Origin of the sequence: Micromonospora sp. NPDC002575 (assembly GCF_042889525.1) — a bacterium.
GTDB lineage: Bacteria > Actinomycetota > Actinomycetes > Mycobacteriales > Micromonosporaceae > Micromonospora > Micromonospora carbonacea.
Genome location: NZ_JBIARA010000015.1, coordinates 16072 through 42371, shown reverse-complemented (window position 1 = coordinate 42371; position 26300 = coordinate 16072). Strand labels below are relative to the sequence as shown.

Below are 26300 nucleotides of genomic sequence, written 5' to 3'. Positions count from 1 at the left end.
CATGGGTGGCCTCCGCTTCCTGCCCTGGGTACGCGACGGCGTCGCCCGACTCGTCTCCGAACCCGACCCGCTCGGCGGGGCGCTGCCGCACGCCCGCTCCGAGGTGGCGCTCTCGGTGACCGCGCACGGCACGGGCCCCGCCGGGGTCGAGCCGGTGGACGTCGTCGGCACCACCACCGCGTTGCTGCACGGCCCGGGTGACGTGATCGGCCTGGACGGTCAGCAGATCATTCGCAGCCACCCGGCGGCGGGCGCGGACAACGTCGACGTGACCCTGTTCGCGGCGGTCGAGTTCGACCGGCCCGACCTGCCCTGGCTGTACACCCCGGCGAAGCCCGACCCGCAGGGCCGGCTGCGTCCCTGGCTGGTGCTCGTCGTCGTCCCGGCGGGCCCGCAGGGCCGGCTGGACACCCCGGCGGGGCAGCCGCTGGCCCGACTCGGCACCACCGTCGGGCAGCTTCCCGACCTTGCCGAGTCCTGGGCCTGGGCGCACGCCCAGGTGCTGGTCCTCGCCGAGGACGAGAACGTCGCGGACACCATCGCCGACGCGCCGCAGCGCACCCTGTCCCGGCTGATCTGCCCCCGGCGGCTGGCCCCGGACACCGACTACCTGGCCGCCGTCGTGCCGGCCTTCGACGCCGGCGTGCGTGCCGGGCTGAGCCTGCCGGCCGACGCCGGTCCGCTGGCGCCGGCCTGGGGCGCCGGCTCCCCGGCGGCCGACCCGCAGGCCCCGATCGTGCTGCCGGTCTACCACCACTGGACCTTCCGCACGGGCCCGGACGGCGACTTCGAGTCGCTGACCCGGCGGCTGCGCGGCCGGGCCCTGCCGGCGGACGTCGGCCGGCAGCCGGTGGACATCGCCGCCGCCGGCGGCGGGCTGCCCGACATCGAACCCGCAGGCATCGAGGGCCGCTCCGTGCTGGCCTTCGAGGGTGCGCTCGCCTCGCCCAGCATGACCCCCACCGTCTGGCAGCCGGCCGCCGCCGGCCCCTGGCAGGCCCGGATGGCCGAGCTGCTCGCCCACGTCGAGGACTGGCTCACCCCGCCGCTGTACGGCGAGATCCACCGCCAGCAGGGGCAGGTGCCACCACCCGGCAGCGAGCCGCGCTGGCTGGCCGGGCTGAACCTCGACCCGCGCTACCGGGCAGCGGCGGCGCTGGGCACCCAGGTCATCCAGAAACACCAGGAGGACCTGGCCGCCGCCGCCTGGCAGCGGGCCGCCGAACTGGTCGAGGTCAACGAGCAGTTGCGCCGTGGGCAGGCCGCCCGGGACAGCGCCACCGCCCTGTTCGCCAAGCGGGTCGACCCCGCCGCACCGGGTACCGCCCTCGGCGACGACCAACTCGTCGCGCTGGCCCGTCCGGTGCACGACCTGGTCCCCGCCCCGGCCCCGTCCGGGCTGGCCAGCGCCGGCGTCGCCCCTGCCGAGTCGCTGGACGAACTGCTCGACGGCAACGCCGGCGCCCGGGCGGCGACCAGCGCACCGTTCCGCCGGTTGGCCCGTCCGCGCGGCCCCCTCGCCCGCCGGCTGCGCCCCGCCGCGCCGGCACCGGCGGCGCTGCTGCGGCTGGCCGGCGGCGTGAGCCCGGTGCCGCCGGCCCAGATCCCGGCCGGCGGCGTCGTCTTCGACGACCTGGTCCCGCAGGAGCAGGGCATAGCCCGGCTGACCCGGGAGGTCCTCGAAGCGGCCGACCCGTGGTGGCATCCAGCCGCCACCCTGGCCCCGGCGTCCGTGGCGCGAGCTGCCGCGGACGATCCGGTCACCACGCTGGCCAGCAACGGTGGCGACCTGCTCGGCCCGGACCGGTTCTTCGTGGCCGCCGCCGACGGCCGGCTGTTCGAACGACGCCGCCTCGACGGGGCCTGGACCTGGCGGGACCACGGCGCCCCGGCCGGCACCCAGGTCGTGACCTCCGGCGCCACCGTCGCCCCCGACCGGGTGTACGTGCGGACCCGCAACAGCCGGCTCTACGAGCGACGCTACGACGGCGACCGGTGGGTGTGGACGGACTGCGGCAGCCCACCCGGCGGAACCGCCAGCCGGCCCACCGCCCGCGGCACCGACATCTTCATGCTCGCCCCGGGCGGCGACCTGTACCGCTTCGCCACCGCGGCCCGCACCTGGGTGTCGCTCGGCCGCCCGCAGCTCGCCACCGGCGAGCGGTTGTGGGGTTCGCCGCGCCCGACCCCGGCCGGCGTGTTCGTGGCCACCTCCGCCCAGCGGCTCTTCGTTCACGACGGCCAGTGGAGCCTGGTCGCCGACGGTCCCGGCCAGCCACCGCCGATCTGGGGTTCCCCGGCGGCCTACCACACCTTCAGCCACCCCCGGGCCGACGGTTTCGGCTACCTCACCCCGAGCGGTGAGCTGGTCACCCGGGTTCCTGGCTGGGGCGGGATCGTCAACCACGGCCGGGTGTCCTTCCGCCCTCCGCTGGCGCAGAACCTGCGGATCGTCTCGCTCGGCCAGCAGACCGTGACCAGCGGCCATGACGAGGAGCCGGAGCTGCTCGTCCTGGCCCACCCCGACAGCGACCCGGCCGACCTGCGGCTGTACGGCCGCTACCAGTGGCGCAACGACGAGACCGGGGTCTACTCCTGGAACTGGGAGGAGATCGGCCGACCGGCCAACGGGATCGCCGCGCACCGACCCGGTCCGGTCGTCGGCGACGAACGCGACGGCGAGATCTTCGTCCGGACCGCCGACGGGCGGCTGGCCGCGTACACCTGGAACGACCGGACCGTCGGGTGGGTCGACCACGGCACTCCGGCCGATCCGCGGGGCGCCGGCCCGGACACCGCCCCGGCTCCGGCGCACGTCCGGTTCGCGCCCCGGCTCGGCCTGCTCTCCTCCCTGCTGGTGTCGTACACGGTCGACGAGGGGCCCGGCAGCCGGATCCGTTCGCAGGCCGTCCACCACCTGGACGAGGCGGGCCTGCTGCGGGACGACACGCTCACCGCGCCCGTGGCCGGACCGTTCACCGGCGTGACCGCATCGGCCACCTCGATCACCGCCGCCACGCTGCCCGGCAGCGAAGCGTCGCACCTGATCGCAGTGGCGGTGCTGGCCGGCAACGCGCCCGGCGCCCGGCGGCTGGCCTACTGGGTGGGCAGCGGGATCGACGCCAACGGCAGCGCCGCCGGCGGCTGGGCCGGCCCGTACGAACTGCCCGACCCGGTCGGCGGGCGCGCCGACGCGGTCGACGTCACCGTCGCCGACCTGGACGGAGACGGGTCACCCGAGCTCGTCATCGGGTACGCCGTCAACGGCACCGACCCGGCACGGGCCACCAGCCGGGTGTACTACCGGGTCGGTTGGGGGCTGGATGCCGCCGGCCGGGTCACCCGGGGCTGGACCGACTCGCTGCCCACCCCGTACACCTTCGCGGCGATCCGCTCGGTCAGCGTCGACGTGGTCGACATGACCGGCGACCAGGTGCCGGACCTGTTGGTCTTCGTGGCCGGCACGGACGCCACCGGGCTGCCGGCGGCCCGGTACTTCACCGGCCGGGGCATCAACCGGCGCGGCCGGATCGCCGACCCCGGGTGGACCGGCCCGCTGCCGGTCGACGGCGAGGCGGCGGTGGCCGCCGCCGGCGCGGCGGGGGTGGCGGTCGTCGACGTCAGTGGCACCCGGCGTCCCGACCTGGTGGTGGCCCACCGCTCCCGGGCCGGGGTGCTCACCACCCGGGTCGGCTTCGACCTGGATCCCGACGGCGTGCCGGTGATCTGGAGCCCGCCGCAGGACATCCCCGGCGCGGCGGATGCGACGTCCGGACGCGGTTGCAGCCTGTTCGTGGGCGACCTGCGCGCCGACCTGGTGGCGGCCCGGAGCACGATGGGCGACCGGTTCATGGCCGCCGCCGCGAACCACCAGGACCGGCTGGCCCCGGCCCAGAGTTGGGCCAGGGACCCGAAGCCGTCGCTGGTGCAGCTCGGCCCGGCGGCGGGCGCGGTGCGCGCCACGGTACGCCCGGAGACCGCGGTCGCCGGTGAGGTGCTGGGCGGGCTGACCGTCGCCGGTGACCTCCTGGTCGACGTGCTGCCCCGGACCGGTGACCCGCTGCGCCGACTGCTGGCCGGGATCACGTTCGACACGCCCAGCTACGAGCTGCTGCGCGGGCTGTCCCAGGAGTACGTGGTGCCGAACCTGCCGGCGGTGGCCCCGGAGACGATGACCGCGCTGGCCGCCAATCCCCGGTTCATCGAGGCGTTCCTGGTCGGGCTCAATCACGAGATGAGCCGGGAGATGCTGTGGCGGGGTTTCCCCGCCGATCCCCGGCAGACCTGGTTCCGGCAGTTCTGGGACGTCCGCGGCGCGGTGTCGGCCGGCGGGCCGCTGACCGACATTCCACCGCTGACCGACGATGCCTGGCGCACCGGCCCGCTCGGCAGCCACCTGACCGCGGTCGGCGCCGCCGAGGAGCAGTCCCTGGTCCTGGTCATCCGGGGTGAGGTGCTGCGCCGGTTCCCGTCCACCGTGGTCACCATGCGGCGGGCCCGCTGGACCGGGCCGCAGCGGCGGGAGCCGACCGGGGTGGACCTGCCACCGATCTTCAACGCCTGGCTCTCCCCGGACCTGCTGCTGTTCGGTTTCCCGTTCACCGCCGAACAGGCCCGTGGCGCGACCGACCAGGCGCACGGCGATCCCGGCTACTTCTTCGTCCTGCGGGAGCAGCCCACCGCGCCCCGGTTCGGTCTGGACACCGAGCCGGACGCCCGGCCGGCGTCGGCACCGCAGGACACCCCGGTCTGGGCTGGCCAGCACTGGGACGACCTGCACTGGGGAGACCTGCCCGCCGGGGCCCGATTCCTCTCCCCGTACGCGCCGGGCTTCCCGGCCACGCCGGTGGACGGCGCGGTGTTCGGCCGCAACGCCGCCGACATGGCCCGGGTGGCGCTGCAACGGCCCGTCATGCTCGCCCGCCACGCCAGCGACCTGCTGCTCACGCCGGAGACCCAACCATGACCGTCACCCCCCGCCCCGCCGGTGCCACCTCCGTCCCGCGGGCCACCCGGCCGTCGCCGGCGACGCCGCCGGCCACCCCGACGCCGCTGTCCGACGCGCTCAGCGGCACCCCGTGGACGCTGTCCACCGGGTACCCGCTGGCGCTGCTGCCGGTCCGGCTGGAGACCCGGTTCGACGGTGCCTCCCTGCGGATCCGGGTCTATCCCGACCAGATCCACATCGACAGCCACGAGCCCCGGCTCACCGACGACGAGGTGGCGGCCGGCGAGGCGTACTGGCAGGGCCCGACCGCCGACGGCACCACCCTGGCCGACGGCGCCGCACCGGCCGGCGACCCGCTGCCGGCCGGACCGGGTACGGAGGCATGGACCGAGCTGGTCCGGCGGTTCGGGGAGACGCGGGCCGGCTGGATCGCCCGGGTGATGGAGCCCGACCCGGCGACCGGCGACCTGCCCGACCCGCTGCGTCGCCCGGCGCCGTGGTGCGAACCGGCCCGGGTCCGACTGCTGCCCACCCGCTGGTACGCGGTGGGCCGGACCACCAGCAACACGCTGTTCACCGGCATCTCCTCACCGGTGACCCGCGACCTGGCCGCCGGACCGACCCCGGTGCTGCCCGCCGACCCGGTGAGCCCGGTCGGGGCGGGTAGCCCCGGGGCGCCCCCGGTCGACGAGGGCATGCGCTGGATGGTCGACTACCCGGCCGCGGTGGCCGCCGGAATGGCCTTCGCCGTCGACGTGCCCACCGACAGCGCCGGCCGGCCCCAACCGGTGGACCGCCTGCTGGTCTTCGGCGTCGACACCGACACCGCGCCGGACGTCTCCGCCGCGCAGCTCGGCCGGCTGCTGGAGGCCCACGCCGCCACCGACGGGCTGGCCTTCCTGCCGCCGGGCACCCCGACCAACAACACCGAGACGGTCACCGTGACCGAGCGTGCCCCGGTCGCCCGGGTCACCGGCACCGACGCGGCACCCGGCACCGGCGCGCCGGACGAGAACGCCGCCGCCCTGGCCAGCCGGGCCCTGGCCGTACCGCTGCGCGCCGCACCGGCCGGGTCGTCCTCGACCGCGCCGCCGGCCGACGATCTGACGGCCGTCCGCCGTCGGCCGGTGCGGGCCGACGCGCCGACCGCGCTGGCCCGTGCCGCCGCGGCCGACCGGGACGAACGGCGGATGGCCCGCCTGGTCCGGCGGGCCCTCTGGCCGGCCGGACCCGGCAGCATGCTGCGGCACCTGCTGCCGGTGGCCACCCCGGACGAGCAGCGGCGGCTACGCGACCACTTCGTCGAGCACCTGCACCCGGAGGGGCCGCTGCCCACCCTGCGCATCGGCGCGCAGCCCTACGGGCTGCTGCCAGTCGCGGCGCTGCGCCGCTGGCAGCCGGCCGGGCCCGCCGAAGCGCGGGCGGTCCCCGTGCTGCGCGAGCTCTGGCAGCGGGTCTGGCTGGCCGCCCCGGCCCCCCGGATCCGGCCCGGGCTGCCCGATCCCGAGCAGACCATGGTGGAGATCCTGGCCACCGACGCCCGGGTGCTGGAGGTCCGGGCCCGCAGCATGCTCGGCAACGACTACGTGAGCTGGCTGTGGCGGTTCGCCCGGCTCGAACTCGGCCCGCACTGGCGGCAGCAGGTCGTCGAACCCGGCCGGGCGCTGCTGGCCGCGCTCGGCCTGGGTGGCCCGGTCGATCCCCGGCTGTCGCTGGCGGTTTTCGCCGAGGGGGCCTTCGCGCTGGGCACCCCGCTGGTGGCCGCACCCGGCCCGGCCCGGGCCGACCGGATCAGGGCCTACCTCGACGCGCTCACCGCAGTGGGCCTGCGCGGCGACCAGATTCCCGTCGCGCCCGCCACCGACGGGCCGGTGCCGCTGTTCTACCGGCTGCTGCGGGCAGCGCTGATCGCCGAACATTCGGCCGCCGCCGACCTGCTCGCGCAGGACGCCGGGCTGCCGGCCGCCGCCGAGATCCCCGAACCGGAACTGGTCGACGTCCGACCGGGCGAGGTCACGCCGACGCTGCGCCGGCGGCTGGCGGTCACCGTGCCCGGCACCGGCGGCCGGAGCGTGGGCGAGTACCTGGCCGCCGCGGCCGGGAACAACGACGACCGGCACCGGGCGGCCACCGCCGACCTACGCGAGCTGCGCGGCGCACTGGAGGGGCTGGCGACCGGGCTGAACGCGGCCACCCTCGCGCCGGACGACCTGGACCGGTACGTCGCCGGCACGCTCGGGCTCGCCGCTCACCGGCTGGACGCCTGGGTGACCTCCCTGGCCACCACCCGGCTGGACCGGCTGCCCGCCACCCGTCCGGCCGGGACGCCCGACGGGCTGCACATCGGCGCGTACGGCTGGCTCACCGACCTGCACCCGGCGCCGCCGCCCACCCTGGTCGACCGGCCCGGGCACGTGCTGGACGCCACGGTGCCGGCGAAACTGGTGGCGGCCCCGGCCGGCGCGGGTCACGTGCACGCCCCGTCCCCGGCGCAGGCGGCCACCGCCGCCGTGCTGCGCAGCGCGTGGCGCTCGCACGGCGGCGGCGACGACAATCCGGTCGCGGTCGACCTCTCCTCGCGCCGGGTCCGGCTGGCCGGGCAGCTCCTCGCCGGCATGCGCGACGGGCAGGCCCTGGGCGAGCTGCTCGGCTACCGATTCGAGCGCGGCCTGCACGACCATCCGGACGGCCCGCTCGACCAGTACCTCCCGCTGTTCCGGCGGCTGGCCCCGGTACGCGCTCACCGGGTCGACCCGGCCGAGGACGGCGGACCGCCGAACATCGTGGACACCGTCGCGTCCGCCGCCGTCGCGGACGGGCTGGAGCTGCACCGGCTGCACCGGGCCGGCGCGCTCGCCAGCGAGCTGGCGAAGCTGCCCGGTCCCGCCCGGATCGCCGTCCGCGAGGTGCTGGACGAGTTGGCCGACCACGCCGACGCGGTCGCCGACGCCCTGCTCGCCGAAGGCGTGCACCAGCTCGCCGTGGGCGACATGGACCGCGCCGCCGCGGCGGTGGACGTCGCCTCCGGCGCGGCCGGCAGCCCGCCGGAACTGCACTTCACCCGGACGCCGGCCAGCGGGGTGACCGTCACCCACCGGGTCGCGCTGCTGTTCAACCTCGACGCCCGGTTCGCCGAACGGCGGGTGGACTGGCCGGCCGGCCGGTCCGCGCAGCCCCGGATCATCGGCGCGGCGGTCGACGCGTTGACCGCCGCGCTGCTGCCGCCCGCCAACCGGGTGTGTTGGCGGATGCGCTGGTACGCACCGGACGGCGGCGACGTCACCGACCCGGTCGAGGGCACCCTGGACTTTCTCGGGGCGGCGGCGGTGGACCACCTCGCCGCACCGCCGCATCCGGGCGTGCCCTCCGGCACCGACCTGGACCGGCGGATCGAACTGGTCGCCTGGAGCAGCTTCGCACCGTCCCGGGTGACCCCCGCCTGGCGGTTGGAGCTGGACTACGACCGGGACCCCGACTGGCCGGCCTCCCGGGTCAGCCTGGCCGAGTTCCTGTCCGCGGTCGCTGCGCTGCGTGACCTTTTCGGGCGGAGCCGGCAACTGCTCGACGCCGACCTGGGCACCGAGCCCGACGCGCCGGTGCAGGTCGACCACACCACCCGGCACGAGGCCACCGAGCTGTGGCAGCTCGCCCGCGCCACCGCCGACGACCTGCGTCGCACCGGCGGCCCGGCAGACCCGGCCGGGGGCGGGGCCGCCGTCCGCAGCGCGCTGCGTACGGCCGCCGGTTTCGGCGTCGTCGGGGTGTTCCCGCCACCGGACAGCGGTGCCGCCGTGGCGGAGGCCGGCCGGTCCGCGGGCGACGAGCTGGCCCGGCGGATCGCCGCGCACTGCCGGCTGATCGCCGAGGCCCGCGGCACCGTCGCGTGCCCGTTGGACGGCTGCGACTGCGACCCGGAGACCGACTTCGACGACCCGAGCGCGCCACCGCAGGCCCGCCGCGAGCTGCACGTCGCGCGGGTACAGGCCCTGCTCGGCGCCGACATGCCGGTGCTGTCGGCCAGCCGGGCCCCCGACCCGGCCGCGCTGGCCACCGCACTGGCCGCCAGCGACGCCCTCCAGGGCGGCTCGCCCCACCCGGTACGACGCTGGCTGGCCCGTTACGGTCGGGTCCGCCCGGGCGTGGGCCGGTTGCAGGAGGCGCTGACCTACGCCGATGCCCTCGACGCGGGCGGGGCGGTACGGGTGCCGGCGCGGGTCCGGGTCGCCCAACTGCCCTACCGGGCCGACGACCGGTGGGTGGGTGAGGCCCCGCCGCAGCCCGACAGCCAGCCGACGTCGCTGGTCCTGGTCAGCCTCGGCGACCTCGACCTCACCCAGCCGGTGCACGGTCTGCTCGTCGACGAGTGGACCGAGGTGGTGCCGGCCGCCCAGACGCGGACCGGCCTGACCTTCGAGTACGACGCGCCGGCCGCCGCCGCTCCCCAGGCGGTGCTGCTGGCGGTCAGCGCAGACGGGACCCCGAGCTGGCAGCCGGCGGGCCTCGCCCAGGCCGTCGAGGAGGCCCTCGACCTGGCCATCGCCCGGGTCACCGACCTCGACTCGCTTGGTGCCGGCGGGCAGTTCCTGCCCGCGTTCTACCTGCCGACCAACGTCGCCGAGGCGGCGACCACCACCGACTTCGTGCCGGACGCGGCCCCCGCGGCTCCGGGTGAGCAGGAGGACCGATGAGCCACCTCGGGCAGGACCACCAGTCGGCGTCGGCCGCGCCCCGGGACGTCACGCCGGATGCGTCGGCCTCGGTGACGACCTGGACCCGGCTGGAACCGCGTACCCGACGGGGCGACCTGAGCCCGGCTCTGGAGGCGCGTACCGCCGACCCGCTGTGGCTGCTCGCCCGGCAGTGGCAGCTCGGCGAGTTCACCGGAGAGGACGCCGGTTCGCCGGTTGCCGCCCGGGTGCACGCCGAGGTGACCCCGTTCACCCGGTATCGCCCGGGTGCCGCCTCGGGCAGCACCATCGGGCTGCCGGCCCACATCCCGCTTGAAGCGCTGGCCGAGCGGGAGGGCGCGGCCACCGCCGGCGACCTGCGCCTGGCGGCGGAGACCGGCCAGCAGTTCCTGCGGCTGCTGGCCGAGGCCGGCGCCGGCGAGCTGGCGTCGGTGGTCGCCGGCCGCTACCGGATCCCCGCGGTGCCGCCGGACGCCCCGTCGGCGGCCGACCCGGCCACCGTCGGCTACCTGCGGGTGGTCGCCGGTCGGGTGCCGCACGGCGACCTGCTGCTGCGGGCCTGCGCGGCCGGGACCGTCGACACCGACGTGCCGGTGCCGCCGGCCCTGGCGGACGCGGTGCACACCGCGATCGCCAACTGGCTGACCTGGCTGGGGGTCCCGCCCCGCCCGCCCGGCCCACCCGGGGGATACCTGCTGCAGCTACCGGCGGTCATCTCGCCCGGGGTCGACCCCCGCCCGGCGAGCCCACCGTGGCCGCCGGCCGACTTCCACCCGCTGATCAGCACCGCCGGGCAGGAGGACACCGCCTGGCAGCGGGAGCGGATGGAGTACGAGTTCGCCGTCGCCGCCGCCGGGTCGGCCGGTGAGCTGGTGCTCGCCGCCCGGGAGTACGACGGTGACCGGCTGGACTGGTACCACTTCGACCACGCGCCCGGTGACACGTTGCAGGCGCAGCCGGACAGCCAGGAACTGGTCCGGATCACCCTGCCCACTCCGGTCGGTTATGCCGGGATGCCGGCCACCCGGTTCTGGGAGATGGAGGACTCCCGGATCAACCTGGCCCAGATCGGGGCGGGCGCCGCCGACCTGGCCCGGATGTTCCTGCTCGAGTACGGCCTGGTCTACGCCAACGACCACTTCATCGTTCCGCTGGAACTGCCGGTCGGCTCGGCCACCCGAATCCGGTCGCTGATCGTCACCGACACGTTCGGCACCCGGACGCTGGTGCCGGCCGCCCCCGGTGGGCGCGGCTGGGCGTTGTTCCGGCCGTCCGGCGCGGTCACCGACGGGCCCGCCGACGTGCTGGTCCTGCCCGCGACGGCAGCCACCACGGTGGATTCCGAGCCCGTCGAGGAGGTCCGGTTCGGCCGGGACGAGATGGCGAACCTGGCCTGGGCGATCGAGCGTACGGTGACCGGCGCGACCGGCCGGGCGATCGACCGCAGCGCGCAGGTCGCCCGGTCGGCCGTCCCGCCCCGACCGCCGGTGCCCGATCCGCCGCCGGTCGACCCGGTGACCGGACGCCCGGTGACCGTGCCCGAGCTGTCCTACGCATTCGCCACCACGGTGCCGGAGAACTGGGTACCGCTCGTACCCACCCCGATGCCCGGGGACCCGACCGCGGTGCGTCTGCGGCGGGTGCCGATCCAGCAGCCGACCCGCGACGGGCCGCCGGTGCCGGTGCTCGGGCACAGCAAGGTGCTCGACTGGCGGCCCGATCCGGGCGGCACCGGGGTGGTCGAACTGGCCGTCCCCGAGGAGGAGATCGGCCGGTCCGGGATCCGGGTGCTTCGCCGTTGGCAGTTGGCCCGGGGCGTGGACGGCTCGGTGCACCTGTGGCTCGGTCGCTCCCGGCACGCCACCGGCGGCGCCGTCTCCAGCGGCCTGCGCTACGACGCCGTGGAGCCCCGATGAGCCTCGCCGTCGCGGCGGAAGCCCCGACCGTATCAACCGACCTCGAACTCCCGCGGAGAAACCGATGACGATCAACTGGAAGAACAACCTGCCGCTGCCGATGGCCCGGCCCCGCTACTACGACCACCAGTACCTGCGGGCCGCCGACCTGGCTCAGGCGGTGGACTACCTGCTGTCCCGGCAGCACCTCACCGCCCGGCTGCGGCAACCGGTAGGTGTGGTCAGCGGCCTGGAGCTGAGCGCGACCGGCAGCGACGTCACGGTCGCCGAGGGCGTGGCCGTCGACGCCGACGGGCTGCTCATCGTGGTGCCCGCCAGCCGGCGGGTGAGCCCGCCCGGCGACGGCACCTTTCAGGTCACCCTGCGCTACCTGGAGACGCTGACCGACCGGCGCAACGAGGGCGGGGTGGCCGGCGAGACCCGGTGGACCGAGGAGGGCCGGGTGGAGCTGGCCAGCACCCCGCCGGCCGACCCGGGGCGCACCATCGTGCTCGGCCAGGTGGTCAGCAACCAGGGCGTGGTGACCGTGCAGAGCACCGGCCGGCTGGTCGCCGGGCTGCGGATGCCGGTCGGGGCGATCGTGCCGGCCCTCGGCAACTCGCCGTCGGCCGGCATCCAGTTCCCGGCGAACCCGGGCGGCGGGGTGGGCGACGAGGCGTTCATCCGCTACTGGGCGGCGGCAGGCGAGAACACCATCCTGCAGATCGGCAACAACAACGATCCCGACGACGCGATCGCCTTTCACCAGGCCGGCGCGGACCGGCTGCGGATCAGCCAGGGCATGCTGCACCTGGGCAGCCTGGACGGCACCTACGTCAAGGCCGACCAGGTGGTCACCGGCCTCGGTTTCTGGGGGCCGAACGTCCAGCACGCGCAGCTCTCCTTCCGGGCCGGCCGGGGCTTCGAGCTGGTCGACCGCAGCAGCACCGCCCCCGGGTTGGGCTACCCGCTGCACAGCCAGCCGTACGCGGACCTGGAGCTGCAGGAGCTGCGCGCCGCCCGGGTCCGCGGGCGCGGCGGGCTGAGCCTGGTCAGCGACGGCCAGGTGGCGCTCAGGGCCGGTGCCGGACTGGTCGTGGTCAAGGAGTCCGGTGCCAGCGGGGACCTGACCGTGCAGGGCACGCTCGGGGTGGCCGGGACCGTCAACCTTCCCGACAAGGGCTATCTCGCCGGTGCCGGACGGCTGCACCTGAGCGGCCCCGAGCGGCTGTACCTGCTCAACAACGCGGGCGTGTACATCGGGTACGGCGGCGGCTCCGCGCCGGATACGGGCTGCCTGTGGGTGGAGAAGCGGGGCCATGTCGGTGGTGACCTCCAGGTCAACGGCCGGCTCGGGGTGAAGTCGAGCCCGAACTCGATTCCCGACTGGAGCGGCGGGGGCATCAGCACCTTCGACCTGTTCGTCTCCGGGGCGATCTACGCCGGGCCGGCCGGCGGCCCGTACCCGATCTCGCTGGAGGCCGGCACCGGCAAGATCGTGGGCCGGACGAAGCAGTTCGTCATCGACCACCCGCTCGACGACCCGGCCGATCCGGACCGCCGGCTGCTGGTGCACGCCGCGCTGGAGGGCCCCGAGAACGGCGTCTACTACCGGGGCGAGGGGCGGCTCGTCGATGGCGTCGCCACCGTCGACCTGCCCCGGTACTTCGAGGCGCTGACCCGGCTGGAGGGCCGGACCGTCCAGCTCACCCCGGTCTTCGAGGACGACGAGCCGGTGTCGCCGCTGGCGGCGTCGCGGGTCGTCGCTGGCGAGTTCCGGGTCCGCACCGTCGACGGTTCGAAGGCGTCGCACGCCTTCTACTGGCAGGTCTCGGCGATCCGCGCCGACCTCGAACCGTTGGCGGTCGAGGTGCCCGCGACGCAGCACGCCCGCCCGGCAGCCCCAACCGACACCGACCCGACGCCCGCCGCCGCGCCGGGCACCCCCACCGCCGCATGACGCCGCACCGGCGGCCAGCACGAGAGGAGTACGAGATGGACACGGTGATCGATCAGGTCGACGGGGGCCCGATCCCGGAGGACGACGATCCGGAGAGCCGAATCGGGGAGGCGGTCGAGTACGACCTCTTCGCCGCCGAGGAGGAGCCGCCACCGGAACCGCCCGCGCTCGCGGCGTACCACCTGGCGCCGACGCTGCGGCTGCTGCGCGACGAGGTCGACCGGCGCTGGCCGCACCGGGACCGTGCCTCGGACGGCTGGATCGGTGATGCCGCCCACCGGGCCGGCACCTCCGACCACAACCCGGACACGGACAACCGCTCGGTCAACGCGCTCGACATCGACCGCGACGGCATCGACCCGGCGCTGGTGATCCGCAAGTGCATCGCCCACCCGTCCACCCAGTACGTGATCTTCGATCGGACGATCTGGAGCCGGAGCCGGGGGTTCGCCCCGGCGCGATACACCGGCAGCAACCCGCACGACAAGCACCTGCACGTCAGCGTCAGCCACCAGCCGGCCCTGGAGCGAAGTGACCGGAGCTGGGGGATCGTGGCGGCACCGGTGCCGAAGCTCGGTGATCGGGTGCTGCGGCGCGGTGACCGGGGCGGCGACGTTCGGGAGCTGCAGGCCACCGCCAACCGGCTGGGCGCCAGGCTGGCGGTCGACGGTGACTTCGGGGCCGCCACCGAGTCGTGGGTGCGCACCTTCCAGCAGGCTCGGAAGCTGGCGGTGGACGGCGTCGTGGGGTTGCTCACGGTGGCCGCCCTGCGCGCGGCGACCACACCACCCGCGCCGACGCCGCCGAGCCGGAAGCCGGGCTCGCGTACCCTGCGCCGGGGGATGAGCGGCGACGACGTGGCCTTCGTCCAGCGGTTCGTGGGGGAGCACCGGTGTGGCCGCGCGACCGGCGACTTCGACGCGCGGACGGAGAGCGGCGTGCGGTGGTACCAGGGCATGCGCGGGATCACGGTCGACGGGGTGGTCGGCCCGCAGACCTGGCGGCAGATGAAGGTCGCGGTCAGCTACTGATCGGCGCGGTGGACGAAGGCCCGGTGCGTCAGCCGCCGCCACAGTTCGCGACCTGGATGGCCGCGCCGTCACGCGACTACGTGAGCTTCTGGACTGGAAGGGCCCGGTGACGATCCGGTTCCTTCCAGTCCAGCGGGTACTCGTGCCGCGGTGGCGTCCGTCTCGCTGGGCGAACGCGGCGGTGTGGTGGCCGGCAGGTCGGCCGCTCCGTGCTGCCACCCAGTTACCTGCGGGACTTCAGGCAGCCTGCTTAGCCCGGGCGGCGTCCCCATGCCGAGATCAGCGGCGCGAGGGTGAGGTCGAGCTCGCCGGCGTCGACGGCGGCCAAGTGCGTGTCGATCTCGACGTCGTTGGCCAGCCCTGCGGCGAGCAACTCGGCGCGGACCATGCGCACCGTCGCGGACTCCAGCCGGTCGCAGGCTACCCCGCCGACCGGGAAGCAGCCGGCCGCCGTGACATCGACCAGGCCCGCCGCGCGCAACGCCCGTGGGAGCGTACGGCCGTAGCGTAGATCGGCGCCGCGGCGGGTCATCAACTCCCGGACGGCGCGCCGCAGCCGGTTGGCGCGCCGCTGCGCCGGGCCGACCTCATCGAGGCAGGCCAGCGGCTGCAGCTCGGTGTCGGCATCCTCCACCAACAGCCAACCGCCGGGCCGCAGCGCCGCCACCATCGTCGCCAACGCCCGGGCGCGGTCGGGCACGTGAACGAGCACGAGCCGCGCGTGTACCAGGTCGAACGTGCCTGGCTGCGGCGGCGGGTCCCCGACGACGTCGTGCCGGAGCACCTCGTACCCGCCGCGCGGGTCCAACCAGGCCGGATTGATGTCCGTGGCCAGCACGTAACCGGTTGGTCCGACGGCCGTGGCGAGTGCCTCGGGAATGCTGGGGCCTCCGGCACCGACTTCCCAGCAGCGCCAGCCCGCCCTGATTCCGAGCCGGTCGAAGTGTCCACGCGTGGCGCCGTCGAACAGTTCGGCCAGCCAGGTGAACCGCTCGCCCGCCTCCACCCGGGCGTTGTCGAGCAGGTAGCGGTGATCCGGGGAGGACGCGGGGGCGTCCGGCGATGGGGGCCTGGACCGAGCGCCAGCGGTATTCACCGGCCCGCCCACGGTCGTGTCCGGCTCGGGCACGGGATCAACGACGGGCTGCGACGGACTCATGCCCACATCCTTACGCCCGGCCGTGTGCTGTGTCAGCGCGACACGGGATGACGTCCTCTTGATGGCTGCTGTCAAAGGTCCGTAGCTTTACCCCCGAGCGGGCGGCGGGACAGCCGGAGCGGGCGGTGCAGCCGGGGCGGCCGGCCGGCTCGTGAGTGCGTCGCCGACAGCAGTATCGCCGCGGCGAAGAACGTCACCACCTTGCCGATGGCCAACGCGAGTGAGGTGGTGGAAAGCCAGCTCGGGATTAGCTCGACGAAGGCCATGTATCTGTAGCGGCCGGAGCCGCCAGGATCCGCGTAGAGGAAGGCGCCGGTGAACCACCCCGGCGTGATGCAGGCGGTGCACAGCACGATCGAGAACAGCGCCCAGCCGGCGGTCACGACCGTTGACTCGGTGCGCGAGCCTGCGAGGTAGCACCACATCCCAAAGGTGATCATGAGCAGACTCACGATGACGGTGATGACCGCAGCGAACGTCATCGGCCCCGTGGGAGGACTGCCGGTGATGCGATCGAACCGCTCGTTGATTGATCCGATCACAATGGCGGCGACTACCGCCGCAGCGATGCCCATGGCCGCGCTCAGGAAGGCGAGCATACTTGCCCAGACCTGGCCTCGGGAGCGGTGCGACGGCGTCAAGGGCCTCGTCATGCGACGGATGGTGTCACATGAGTGAATTGCGTCACCACTGGTAGATCGGCCAGCGATCGACGGGCACGGCTGGCGCCCGGCAAGACCGGCGGGAAGCTTGATCGACCCTCGGTTGTCAGCGTCGTTTGATCGGACGGTCCGGGTGGGGAACTTCGTAGCCGGCGTGAGCTCAGGCCACTTTCCCGGCGGCGGTCCGGCGGGTGAACTGGTCACACCACCGACCTCAGGAGTTCTCGCATGCAACGCAGAACCATTCTCAGTGCCGCCGCCGCTGGCACCCTCACCACGACTGTCCTTGCTGCAGCGGCGACCGCGAAGGGCCGGTGGTCGCCGAGCCGGCCCTTCCGGGTGCGGATGGTGCTCTTCGATGGTGTGGCCGAGCAGGACTTCATCGGGCCGAACGAGGCATTCACGATCGCCGGTTTCGCCAGCGGCGGAGCCGTCACCGTCGACTACGTCACCGGCACGGTTCCCCGGACGGTCAACGCCCTCGGCGGCACCAAGGTTGTCGTCAGCCAGGGATGGTCGACCAACGACACCGATCTGCTGCTCGTACCCGGCGGCGGACCCACCGGCCCCGACGAGCCCGGCGTGGCCCACGAGATCAAGAAGGGCCAGCTGCCGCGCAGCATCGCGGCGGCCGCCCGCCGCGGCCTGGTGATCAGCTCAGTCTGCACAGGAGCACTGCTGCTGGCCGCCGCCGGCCTCACCCGCGGACGGCCGTGCAACACCCACCACACGGTGCGCGACCAGCTCGCCGACAGCGGCGCGGTGCTCAAGGACGCCCGGGTAGTCGACGACGGCGACCTGATCACCTCGGCCGGCAGCACCTCCGGCATCGACCTTGCGTTGCACGTGCTGGCCCGCGAGTTCGGGCCGGACTTCGCCGTGATGATCGCCGGTGTCCTCGAGTTCGAGCCGCGGGGCACCGTATGGACGGTCCGTGGCCGCTGATTCTCACGTCGTCGCGGTGCTGGCGCTCGACGGCGTGGTCGGGTTCGATCTCGCCGTCCCGTGCCAGGTCTTCGGCAGCACGCGGCTGGCCGACGGCGGCTACCCGTATGAGATCCGGGTCTGCGGCCAGCGCCGGGCCGTGCGGACCAGCGTGTCCGGGATCAGCCACTACCGGATCGAGGCACCGTACGACCTGGACGCGGCCCGCGACGCCGACACCATCGTCGTGCCCGGCGTGGCCATGCCCTGGCAGGCGCCGAAGGCGGTGCTCGACGTGCTGCGGGCAGCGGCCGCACGTGGCGCGCGTACCGTCTCGATTTGCACCGGGGCGTTCGTCCTCGCCCAAGCCGGGCTCCTCGACGGACGCCGCGCCACCACCCACTGGTGGGCCGCGGCCGATCTGCGCCGCCGGCACCCGACGGTCGAGGTGGACGCGGCGTCGCTGTTCACCGGTGACGGCCGGGTCTTCACCTCGGCCGGGGTCGCGGCTGGCCTGGACCTGTGCCTGCACCTGGTACGCCGCGACCATGGCGCAGCCGTCGCCGCCCGTACAGCCGGTTTCGTTGTCATGGCGCCGAGCCGCGACGGCGACCAGGCCCAGTTCGTCGACCATGTCCCGGCAGGCACCACCGGGACACTGGCACCTACGTTGGCCTGGCTGGACGAGCACGCCGCCGAACCGCTGACGGTCGCCGACATCGCCCGCCACGCCCGGCTGGGCACACGCACGCTCACCCGCCGCTTCCGTGAACAGACCGGCACCACGCCCCTGGCCTGGCTCCAGAGCCGCCGCCTGCACCTGGCCCGCCGGCTCCTGGAAACCACCGATCTGCCCGTGCCGGCCGTCGCCGAGCGCAGCGGTCACGGCTCGGCGACCGCCCTGCGCGCCCACTTCCAACGCGCCCTGCATACCAGCCCGGACCGTTACCGGCGTGGCTTCGGCGACGACGATCACCCCGCCTGGCCGTGAACTCCACCGGCCGACGCCCGTCGATGTTCTCCAGGACCGTCCACCCATCGAATGCCGGCCTGCTGGCTACCGTGCCCGACTTGTGACGTCCGCGAACCGTACCGGACGTTGTTCGACCACGCGCACCGTTGGCGCAGACCGCTCAGCCACCGCCGCTCGGTGGCGCACGCCATGGTCCACCACCACGACGTCCTCGCCGGCACCACCGACCTCGCCCAGCGTGCCCGGCGCACCGAGCAGGCGCTCTGGCCATGAGCCCGATGGCCCGAAACCTTGCCAGGGTCTGGCACACTAGGCACAGTTGCCCGTGGAGCGAGACTTCCATCGGGCCTTGCGGGGGTCCGCGCGCCGCACAGCGCGCGGGAGGAACCGACCTCGGAGGCTGCGGTGGGTATCCCTCACACACTGGCTGAGCTCGTCAACTTGGCCAACAGCTTGGTGCAGCTGATCGCTGCCAGCGTCGGTCTTGCTGCTGCCCTGGCTGTGCGGCGTCGGACGCGCGATTCTCGACGGAACGAGGACGGCAGCCGTGACTACGGCATGCCTGACTAGCTAGTGCTCTGACCGCGTAGGTTCGCCGGGTTGCGCAGCCGCTGGCTGCGTTCTGTCCTCATCGCCGGGGCGGAACCGGCAACCATCCGGTCACAGCACCAACGGCTCACGGTCCCGTAGAGTCAGGGTCGGCATTCAGGGACAGGACCGCGACGTCGCCGCCGAAGCCCACCACGAGCGAGCCTTCCGGGGTCACGGTCAGCGCATGAACTGGTGCGGGAAACACCAGCTCCCGGCCGATCTGCCGCCCGGCGGCCAGCTCCCACAGCCACACCGCTCCATCCGAGCCACCGGTGACGACCCGGAGTTCTCCACCGATCACCGCGGTCACCACCGCGGACACGGTGCCTTCGTGGCCGACCAGCCTGCCGACTTCCCGTCCCATGACCAGGTCCCACACGCGCACGGTGGCGTCGTAACCTGCCGTGATCGCGTGGGCTCTGCCGTCGACGGCCGCTGTCGCGACTGCCCACACCTCGCCGTCGTGGCCCGGCAGGGGCTCGGCGACCGGTTGTCCGGTGGTCAGGTCCCACTGCCAGACCTTGCCGCCGCTCATACAGCCCACCGCATGGGGCCTGTCATCGATCACCAGCGTGTCGATGGCCATCAGGAAGTCGTCGTGTCCGGTGAGTTCGCCGACCTGTTCCCCACTGGCCAGATCCCAGACCCGCACGGACACGTCGTCGTCGCTGGCGAGCGCACACGGTCGCCCCTGGACGACAGCCGTGCCCAGACACCACACCTCGCCGTTGATCCCCGGCAGCTCGCCCGTCTGCTGTCGGGTGGCCAGGTCCCACGCGAGTACCGCCCAGTCGCTGGCCGTGACGACGTACGGCCGACCGTCCACGACCTTTGTCGCCACCGCCCACACTCTGCCGTTGAGGTCGCTCATGGGCCCGCCGACCGGTTGGCCGGTCTCAAGGTCCCGCACCCGGACCGTCTGGTCCTTGCTGCCGGTGACCACGACGTGGCGGCCGTCCGAGAAGGTTGTCACCACCGCGTCGACACCGCCGGTGTGACCGGACGGGCTCATCTGGAAGTGCTTGTCACTCTGCGCGCCGGTGGACCACAGCACCCGCCATGGCTCGGCGTCGACCTCCTCCACCGACACGGCGGCAATCTGTGCCGACAACTCCCGGTCCCCGTACCGAGCCGCGTCCAGGGCCAGCAGCTGCCTCCGCACCCACGGTGGCACGTCCCGGTGTACGTCCACCGACGCCCGGTAAACCGCAGCCATCAGTCGCGCATCGGAATCCGCATCGGAATCCGCATCGGAATCCGCATCGGAAGCCAGCAACCCCAGAACCCGCTCCGGATCAGCGTTCACCAGCCATCGCAGGTCCGTCCACCACCCCTTCCGCCCCGACGGATCCGATGCCGAAGCGGTCATATGAACGTCGTCACTCATGGCCGAAACCCTAGTGATGCGGCCGGACAGTCGTCACGGTTGAGCAGGCCGGGACGGCCTCCCGCCCACCGAGGGTCCAGGCAGGCCAGGCCGATCTCGTTGAACCGGTGGATGACGTCGCGGACGGTGTCCTCGTCGGCCTGCACCAGTTGGGCGATCACTGGCACCGGGTTCCCGCCGGCCGAGGCCAGCAGCATCATCGCGCGCCGGTAGCGCACCGAACTCGTACTGCCGCGGTGGACGATCTGCCGCAGTTTCTACCCTTCCTGGTCGGTCAGCCAGAGGGGTAGGACGATGCCCACCTCGATCCCGCCTCTGGCCGCGCCGCCCGGTTCCGCCGTGGCGGTGGTCGCCACCTCATCCGCGTCATCAAGGTGGACGCCGGTACTGCGCTGAGGTCGGTGCTGGTGACGGTGGCGGCTCGAAGTGCCACGAGGCAACCGCGGCGACGGAGAGATGTGTTCGTGCGGTGCCCGTTCCTCGGCGCGCGTGACGGGCATCGTCTTGTCGCAGGTTGTTCGGCAGCGCTTGGCTGCTGCTGGCAGGCGTGATCCGGTTCCGACGTCTGGTCATTGACAACACTGCCTGAACGCCAATACACTTAACGGACCGGTTAAGTGACGGTGCTTCTCGTAGCGGGAATCCATCGTCTCGGCTCGTGGCAGATCCTCTGACCCGCGCCTCACCCACTCGACTTTCTGCAGCTCGCCGACCGCCACCTTCACGGATTGGCGGCCGGACGATCCTCCTGTGGAAACGGAACTGATCCGAAAGGACACTATGCGGAAGAACGCGATTCGTCGCCTGTCCATGATGGCGCTCGGCGTGGCACTCGCCGTCGGGGCCGGCCTCTCTGGGGGCGTCGCCACTGTGCTGGCGAGCACACCCGAGACGGCCTTCGCCGCCTCCAGCGTGGGTGGGGCGATCACGCCGACCGAGGTGCTCAGTCGTGCGAAGTACTGGTACGACAATCGCAGCAGTATCAACTACAGCCAAAGTGGCTACTACCCCGACGAGAACGGCAAGGACTACCGCAGGGACTGCTCGGGGTTCGTCTCGATGGCCTGGCACCTCTCGATGTCGAAGACGACCTACAACATGTACACGGTGTCGACGCAGATCAGTAAGAGTGACCTCCAGCCGGGTGACATCCTGAACTCCGCGAACGAGCACGTCATCCTCTTCAAGCGTTGGACCGACCAGTCGGCGGGCGCCTTCGAGTACTACGCCTTCGGCTCCACGCCGGTGAAGATGGCCACGGAGACGCTGACGGGGGGTGGGGACGGTCTCATCGACTCCCACCCGGCGAGCAACTACGTCGCACGGCGGTACAACAACATCACCACGGCCAACCAGCCACCCGTGAAGGACCCCGGAGTGGCCGACGTGACCGGCGACAGTTACCACGATCTGGTGGCCCGCAAGACCGACGGCACCCTGTGGCTGTACGCGAACAACATCGAGCGCGACAACGGCGTGCCGTACAGCAGCGCCTCGGCGCGGCAGATCGGCAGCGGCTGGGGCACCTCCGAGCGGATCGTCAACGCCGACGCCACCGGTGACGGCTTCACCGACCTGATCCTCGTGAAGCCGGACGGCACCATGTTCCTCTACCCGAACAACATCGTCCGCGACGACGGCGTGCCGTACAGCAGTGCCTCGGCGCGGCAGATCGGCAGCGGCTGGGACAACGTCGACCGCATCGTCGGTGCGGACGTGACCGGTGACGGCTTCACCGACCTGGTCGCCCGCAGGACGGATGGCACCCTCTGGCTGTACCCGAACAACATTGTCCGCGACAACGGCGTGCCGTACAGCAGCGCCTCGGCCCGGCAGATCGGCAGCGGCTGGAGCGGCTTCGACACGCTCGTCGGCGCCGACGTGACCGGTGACGGCTTCACCGACCTGGTCGCCCGCAAGCCCGACGGCACCCTCTGGCTGTACGCCAACAACATCGTCCGCGACAACGGCGTCCCCTACTCGGCCAGCAAGCAGATCGGCAGCGGCTGGAGCGGCTTCGACACCCTGGTCGGCGCCGACGTGACCGGTGACGGCTTCACCGACCTGGTCGCCCGCACCACCGACGGCACCCTGCTGCTGTACGCCAACAACATCGTCCGCGACAACGGCGTTCCATACTCGGCCAGCAAGCAGATCGGCAGCGGCTGGAGCGGCTTCAACAGCATCGTCTGACATCGTCAGTTGACGCGCCCAGCCGGAGGCTGGGCGCGTCGGCGTCGGCTAGGCACTGCACGACCGTCCGCCTCGGGTGCCGGGTCAGCCGGTCAGGGCGCGGGCGCCACGGTCAGATCGGCGATCAGGCTCGGGTACGAGCGTCGCCACGGACGGCGGCAAGAGTGGACCCATCGCTTGCCGCGGAATGGCCTTGACCCGCTTCCGAGGCGCTTGGGCGGCTGGCAGGGCCGCTCCGGTCCAGCGTCTGATCGTTGACGACGTCCCTCGCGGCCTATACGCTTAACGTCATAGTTAAGTGACAGGAGCTTCCGATGGCGGGAACCGACCAGCTCAGCACGGTGTTCGCGGCGCTGGCCGATCCAACTCGGCGGGCGATCATCGCTAAGTTGGCCGAAGGCGACGCCACGGTCACCGAGCTCACCGCCCCGTTGTCGATCTCGATGCCCGCGGTGTCACGGCACCTGAAGGTGCTCGAGGGCGCCGCGCTCATCTCACGGTCACAATCGGGCAAGTGGCGCGCGAGTCGCCTCGAAGCTGCCCCGTTGCGTGAGGCGGCCGACTGGATCGAGCGATACCGACGCTTCTGGGAGTCGTCCCTCACGCGCCTCGATGCTCACCTCGCCGCAATGCAGGCCGCTGAACAGGCGACGGACCAGACGACCGCCAACCCCGGGGACGTCAAATGAGAACGCAAGCGCCGCAGCTCGCCATCTCGCGGGTGTTCAACGCGCCCCGCACGCTCGTCTATCAGGCATTCACCGATCCCGACCACCTTGCGTCGTGGTGGGGTCCGACCGGTAACTTGCTGCCGCGCGACGATATCGACTTCGACGTACGACCGGGCGGCTACCTGCGGTGGGTGGAGGTCAATCCAACCCACCCCGGGCTGCGCGTGCACGTCCACATCGACCTCACCGAGGTCGCCGACAGCGAACTGCTCGAAGGTGTTATGCGCGTCAGTGGCCGGCTGCCGGAGGGCTTCGGGCCGTTCGAGACGAGACTGCGGGTCGAGTTCCACGACGAGGCTGACGCACGGACGCGGCTGGAGATCCGCCAGTGGCTCCCTGAGCATCTGGCGCACCCGGCCGAGGAGGGTTGGCGCCAAGCGTTCGCCAAGCTCGCCACCATGCTGAGCAATGTTCAGCCAGTGAAATGATCTTCGAAAGGTAGCGCTGTGGCGAAGCTGATCTACGTCAACAACATGTCACTCGACGGCTACATCGAGGACGAGCGCGGCGCATTCGCCTGGTTTCCCATCGACGACGAGGTATTCGCGGTCCAGACCGACCTCTTACGGTCCGTGGGCACGTTCCTCTACGGCCGACGCCTCTACGAGTCGATGGCCGTCTGGGAGACCGATGCCTCTCTGGCCGCGCAGTCCGACCTCCTGGCCGATTTCTCGAACACGTGGAAGGCGGCGAACAAGGTGGTCTACTCCACGACCCTCGCCGCGGCGTCAACTGCCGACACCCGAATTGAGCGGCGTTTCGACCCCGCCGCGGTACGGAAATTGAAGGCCACGGCCAGCAGCGATCTCACCGTGGGAGGCGCCAACCTCGCGGCGCAGGCATTCCAGGCCGGGCTGGTCGATGAGTGCCAGATGTTCGTCCTGCCCATCATCGTCGGCGGAGGCAAGCCGGGGCTGCCGACCGGTTCGCGCGCGGATCTTGAGCTTCTCGAGGAGCGCCGCTTTCGAAACGGCGTCGTGCACCTGCGTTACCGGGTACTCGGGCAGTGAACGAGAGCCCAGTCCCATCGCCGGGCCATTCGACGGTGGATGATCTGTCGGTCTCGGTGAGGCGTGCCACCAGCAGCGACGCCGCGGCGGTAGCCAATCTCGCAAGTCAGCTCGCACAATCGTTTCCGTTCTCCCGGACACGGTTCGACGCCAGCTATGCCAACCTGGTGAACACAGATCAGGCTCGTCTGCTGCTTGCCGTCGATGGCGATGCCGTACTCGGCTACCTCATCGGCATGGACCACCTCACCTTCTACGCGAACGGGCCGGTCGCCGTCGTGGAGGAAATCCTGGTGCAGCCCGAGTTCCGTGGGCGCGGTATCGGCCGCATCTTGATGAGTGCGTTCGAACGGTGGGCGGTGAGCCGCAATTGCCGCCTGGTCACGCTTGCCACCCGCCGGGCGGCCCCGTTCTACGTCGCCTTGGGGTACGAGGAGTCGGCGGTCTATCTGAGGAAGGTGCTGCGTGAGCCGGCAGCACAGTGACGGCTCGGCGGTGCCGCGCGTCGCCGCGCAGCGGAGGCAGGAACGGTGGTGACAATCGCGCAGGTGCTAACCTCCGGCGGCGTTGTCGCCCTCGGTGCCCTGTCGCCTGGCCCGGACTTCGACGTCGTGATGCGCCGCTCGGTCCTTGCAGGCCGCAAGCATTGCATGCCGGCAGCGGTGGATGTCACCGCAGGCATCCTGGACTGGGCGATGATCGCCAAGTCCACCACTCCGACCGCGGCGGGCTGACGGCGGTGGGCCGCCACCTGGAACTAATCCGGGCGGCGGCCGGCCGATGGCAGGTCAGGTTAGCTGGTCGGCAGGGCCAGGGTGAACGTGACGGTGTTGTCGCTCGGGTCGACGTCGGGCACCGTCTCCATCCAGTAGTGGGTCGCCAGCTCCAGGGTGATCGGGGTCGACTCGTCCGCCGGGTTGGTCGGCCGAGTGATGTACAGCGCCACGTCGCGCTCCTCGCCCTGCATCAGCAGCCCGCCCGGCACGAATGCCTGTGAGCCGTACACCGGGCCGTCGAAGGGCTCGGTGAAGAGGATCGTCGACCCGGCGGGCAACTGCGTCGCGGTGAGTGAGTTGCCGAGCTGCCGGGCGTCACCCGAGTACCGGACCCGGAACGGCACCCGCCGGGTGTTCTCGGGGCCGTCGGTCACCGGACCGACCAGCTCGACGGACGCGTTTGTCCGGGTGTCCTGCACGTACGCCTGGGGGCTGGTCGGCGTGCCGTCGAGGGAGCGGAACCGCGCGCTGAACGGAATGGTCTCCAGCGGTCCGACGTTCGTCGACTGCACGGTGACCAGCCCACCGTCCGCGATCATCGGGTAGGTGCGGGGATTGGTCAGCACTTGGAACTCGACGGTGGCCTGACGGCGCTCACCCGGGGCCAGCTCAGCGTTGCCCGGGAAGGCGCATGAACGGACCAGCAACCCCTCCGATACGCCGTCTGGATCGCAGAGTGACTCGGGCCCGCCGGAGAAGGAGCCCGCGACCGCCTCACGGATCCGGAACGTGAAGTGATCCATGCTGTCGCTCTTGTTGGTGACGGTCACGCGAAGGCTGCCGCGGTAGCCGCGTTCGGTCGGCTCGAGCACCAGCCGGCTTACCGAGACAGTAGGAGCGCCGGCCGAGCGGATCGGTGCGGCGGCAGCCGGTCCGGCCCAGCCGACCGTCGCGGTCAGGCCGAGCAGCGCGGCCGTCAGCAGGGTGCCTGTGCTGTGGAACATGTGTGTTTGGTCCTCCATAGTTGACGCCCGGCAGGGGCCTGCCGCCGCCTTCTGCGGCAACGCATTCGGCCAAAATGGCTGGTGGTAGGTGGCATGATCCTTCAGAGGGAGACGGTCGCGGTCGGTCCGGTGCCCATGGCGAGGGTGTGGCCGGTGTCGGTAACTGAGGGCTAGCCGAGTAGGCGGGTAGGAGAAGGCGACAGAGCTGCCGCCGTAGAGCCTGCCGTCGCGCCGGGACGGGTCGGCCAGGAACACCCTGCTGGCTGATCGGTGCAGTCATCGGGTGCCGCTCGTTTAATGAGCATGTTAAGCGTATTGGATCGCGAGTGATGCTGTCAACGATCAGACGCTGGACGGGCTCGGTCCTTTCAACCCGGACGTTTGCTCTGGCGCTGCTGTCCATTCGCATTGCCGGGAGCGCTCGGCGC

Annotated in this window: 17 protein-coding genes and 1 pseudogene; 13 read left to right on the top strand and 5 right to left on the bottom strand. The window is 72.6% G+C overall.

Annotated elements, in window-relative coordinates:
* The first annotated feature begins 1 nt into the window (after position 1).
* From ACFYWL_RS21755 to ACFYWL_RS21735, 5 genes are all read left to right on the top strand, one after another.
* A complete protein-coding gene (locus tag ACFYWL_RS21755; RefSeq protein WP_386975417.1) occupies positions 2-4966 on the top strand; it encodes a hypothetical protein in 4965 nt (1654 codons plus the stop codon).
* Positions 4963-9636 carry a hypothetical protein gene (locus tag ACFYWL_RS21750; RefSeq protein WP_386975415.1) on the top strand — a complete coding sequence of 1558 codons (4674 nt, stop codon included), beginning with the start codon at positions 4963-4965 and terminating at the stop codon, positions 9634-9636. The genes ACFYWL_RS21755 and ACFYWL_RS21750 overlap by 4 nt, the downstream gene beginning before the upstream one ends.
* Positions 9633-11552 (top strand): hypothetical protein, encoded by a 1920-nt coding sequence (locus ACFYWL_RS21745; RefSeq protein WP_386975413.1) that lies wholly within the window; start codon positions 9633-9635, stop codon positions 11550-11552. The genes ACFYWL_RS21750 and ACFYWL_RS21745 overlap by 4 nt, the downstream gene beginning before the upstream one ends.
* 64 nt (positions 11553-11616) lie before the next feature.
* The gene (locus ACFYWL_RS21740) at positions 11617-13491 is read left to right on the top strand and encodes a hypothetical protein (RefSeq protein ID WP_386975411.1); all 1875 of its coding nucleotides are present in this window, start codon (positions 11617-11619) and stop codon (positions 13489-13491) included.
* A 35-nt stretch (positions 13492-13526) separates the two neighbouring features.
* Positions 13527-14522 (top strand): peptidoglycan-binding protein, encoded by a 996-nt coding sequence (locus tag ACFYWL_RS21735; protein ID WP_386975409.1) that lies wholly within the window; start codon positions 13527-13529, stop codon positions 14520-14522.
* Between the two features lie 250 nt (positions 14523-14772).
* On the opposite strand, the gene ACFYWL_RS21730 is transcribed toward ACFYWL_RS21735, so the two are convergent.
* Together ACFYWL_RS21730 and ACFYWL_RS21725 are read right to left on the bottom strand one after the other, a co-directional pair.
* Positions 14773-15681: a methyltransferase domain-containing protein gene (locus tag ACFYWL_RS21730; RefSeq protein WP_386975407.1), complete on the bottom strand. Its 909-nt coding sequence runs from the start codon at positions 15679-15681 to the stop codon at positions 14773-14775.
* 71 nt (positions 15682-15752) lie between these two features.
* Entirely contained in the window at positions 15753-16280 is a 528-nt protein-coding gene (locus ACFYWL_RS21725; protein WP_386975405.1) for a hypothetical protein, read from the bottom strand.
* 291 nt (positions 16281-16571) lie between these two features.
* Here ACFYWL_RS21725 and ACFYWL_RS21720 point away from each other — a divergent pair, with 291 nt between their 5' ends.
* A complete protein-coding gene (locus tag ACFYWL_RS21720; RefSeq protein WP_386975403.1) occupies positions 16572-17288 on the top strand; it encodes a DJ-1/PfpI family protein in 717 nt (238 codons plus the stop codon).
* On the top strand, positions 17278-18258 hold the full coding sequence (locus ACFYWL_RS21715) for a GlxA family transcriptional regulator (RefSeq protein WP_386975401.1): 981 nt from the start codon (positions 17278-17280) through the stop codon (positions 18256-18258). Before ACFYWL_RS21720 ends, ACFYWL_RS21715 begins: the two co-directional genes overlap by 11 nt.
* 658 nt (positions 18259-18916) lie before the next feature.
* Here ACFYWL_RS21715 and ACFYWL_RS21710 read toward each other — a convergent pair.
* Entirely contained in the window at positions 18917-20218 is a 1302-nt protein-coding gene (locus ACFYWL_RS21710) for a WD40 repeat domain-containing protein (protein ID WP_386975399.1), read from the bottom strand.
* A gap of 29 nt (positions 20219-20247) precedes the next feature.
* Positions 20248-20472: pseudogene (locus ACFYWL_RS21705) on the bottom strand (helix-turn-helix domain-containing protein); the annotation flags it as partial.
* A gap of 526 nt (positions 20473-20998) precedes the next feature.
* Here ACFYWL_RS21705 and ACFYWL_RS21700 point away from each other — a divergent pair.
* The 6 genes from ACFYWL_RS21700 (at position 20999) to ACFYWL_RS21675 (ending at position 24886) form a co-directional block, all read left to right on the top strand.
* Positions 20999-22411, top strand: coding sequence for an FG-GAP-like repeat-containing protein (locus tag ACFYWL_RS21700; protein ID WP_386975397.1), 1413 nt, complete (start codon positions 20999-21001; stop codon positions 22409-22411).
* 314 nt (positions 22412-22725) lie between these two features.
* The gene (locus ACFYWL_RS21695) at positions 22726-23100 is read left to right on the top strand and encodes an ArsR/SmtB family transcription factor (RefSeq protein ID WP_386975395.1); all 375 of its coding nucleotides are present in this window, start codon (positions 22726-22728) and stop codon (positions 23098-23100) included.
* Positions 23097-23570, top strand: a complete 474-nt coding sequence (locus ACFYWL_RS21690) for an SRPBCC domain-containing protein (RefSeq protein ID WP_386975393.1) — start codon at positions 23097-23099, stop codon at positions 23568-23570. Before ACFYWL_RS21695 ends, ACFYWL_RS21690 begins: the two co-directional genes overlap by 4 nt.
* 18 nt (positions 23571-23588) lie before the next feature.
* Complete coding sequence (locus tag ACFYWL_RS21685) at positions 23589-24152, top strand: dihydrofolate reductase family protein (RefSeq protein WP_386975391.1); 564 nt, start codon at positions 23589-23591, stop codon at positions 24150-24152.
* A 35-nt stretch (positions 24153-24187) separates the two neighbouring features.
* Positions 24188-24637, top strand: a complete 450-nt coding sequence (locus tag ACFYWL_RS21680) for a GNAT family N-acetyltransferase (protein ID WP_386975389.1) — start codon at positions 24188-24190, stop codon at positions 24635-24637.
* 48 nt (positions 24638-24685) lie between these two features.
* Complete coding sequence (locus tag ACFYWL_RS21675) at positions 24686-24886, top strand: hypothetical protein (RefSeq protein ID WP_386975387.1); 201 nt, start codon at positions 24686-24688, stop codon at positions 24884-24886.
* 59 nt (positions 24887-24945) lie between these two features.
* On the opposite strand, the gene ACFYWL_RS21670 is transcribed toward ACFYWL_RS21675, so the two are convergent.
* Positions 24946-25872 carry a hypothetical protein gene (locus tag ACFYWL_RS21670; protein ID WP_386975386.1) on the bottom strand — a complete coding sequence of 309 codons (927 nt, stop codon included), beginning with the start codon at positions 25870-25872 and terminating at the stop codon, positions 24946-24948.
* Between the last annotated feature and the right edge of the window lie 428 nt (positions 25873-26300).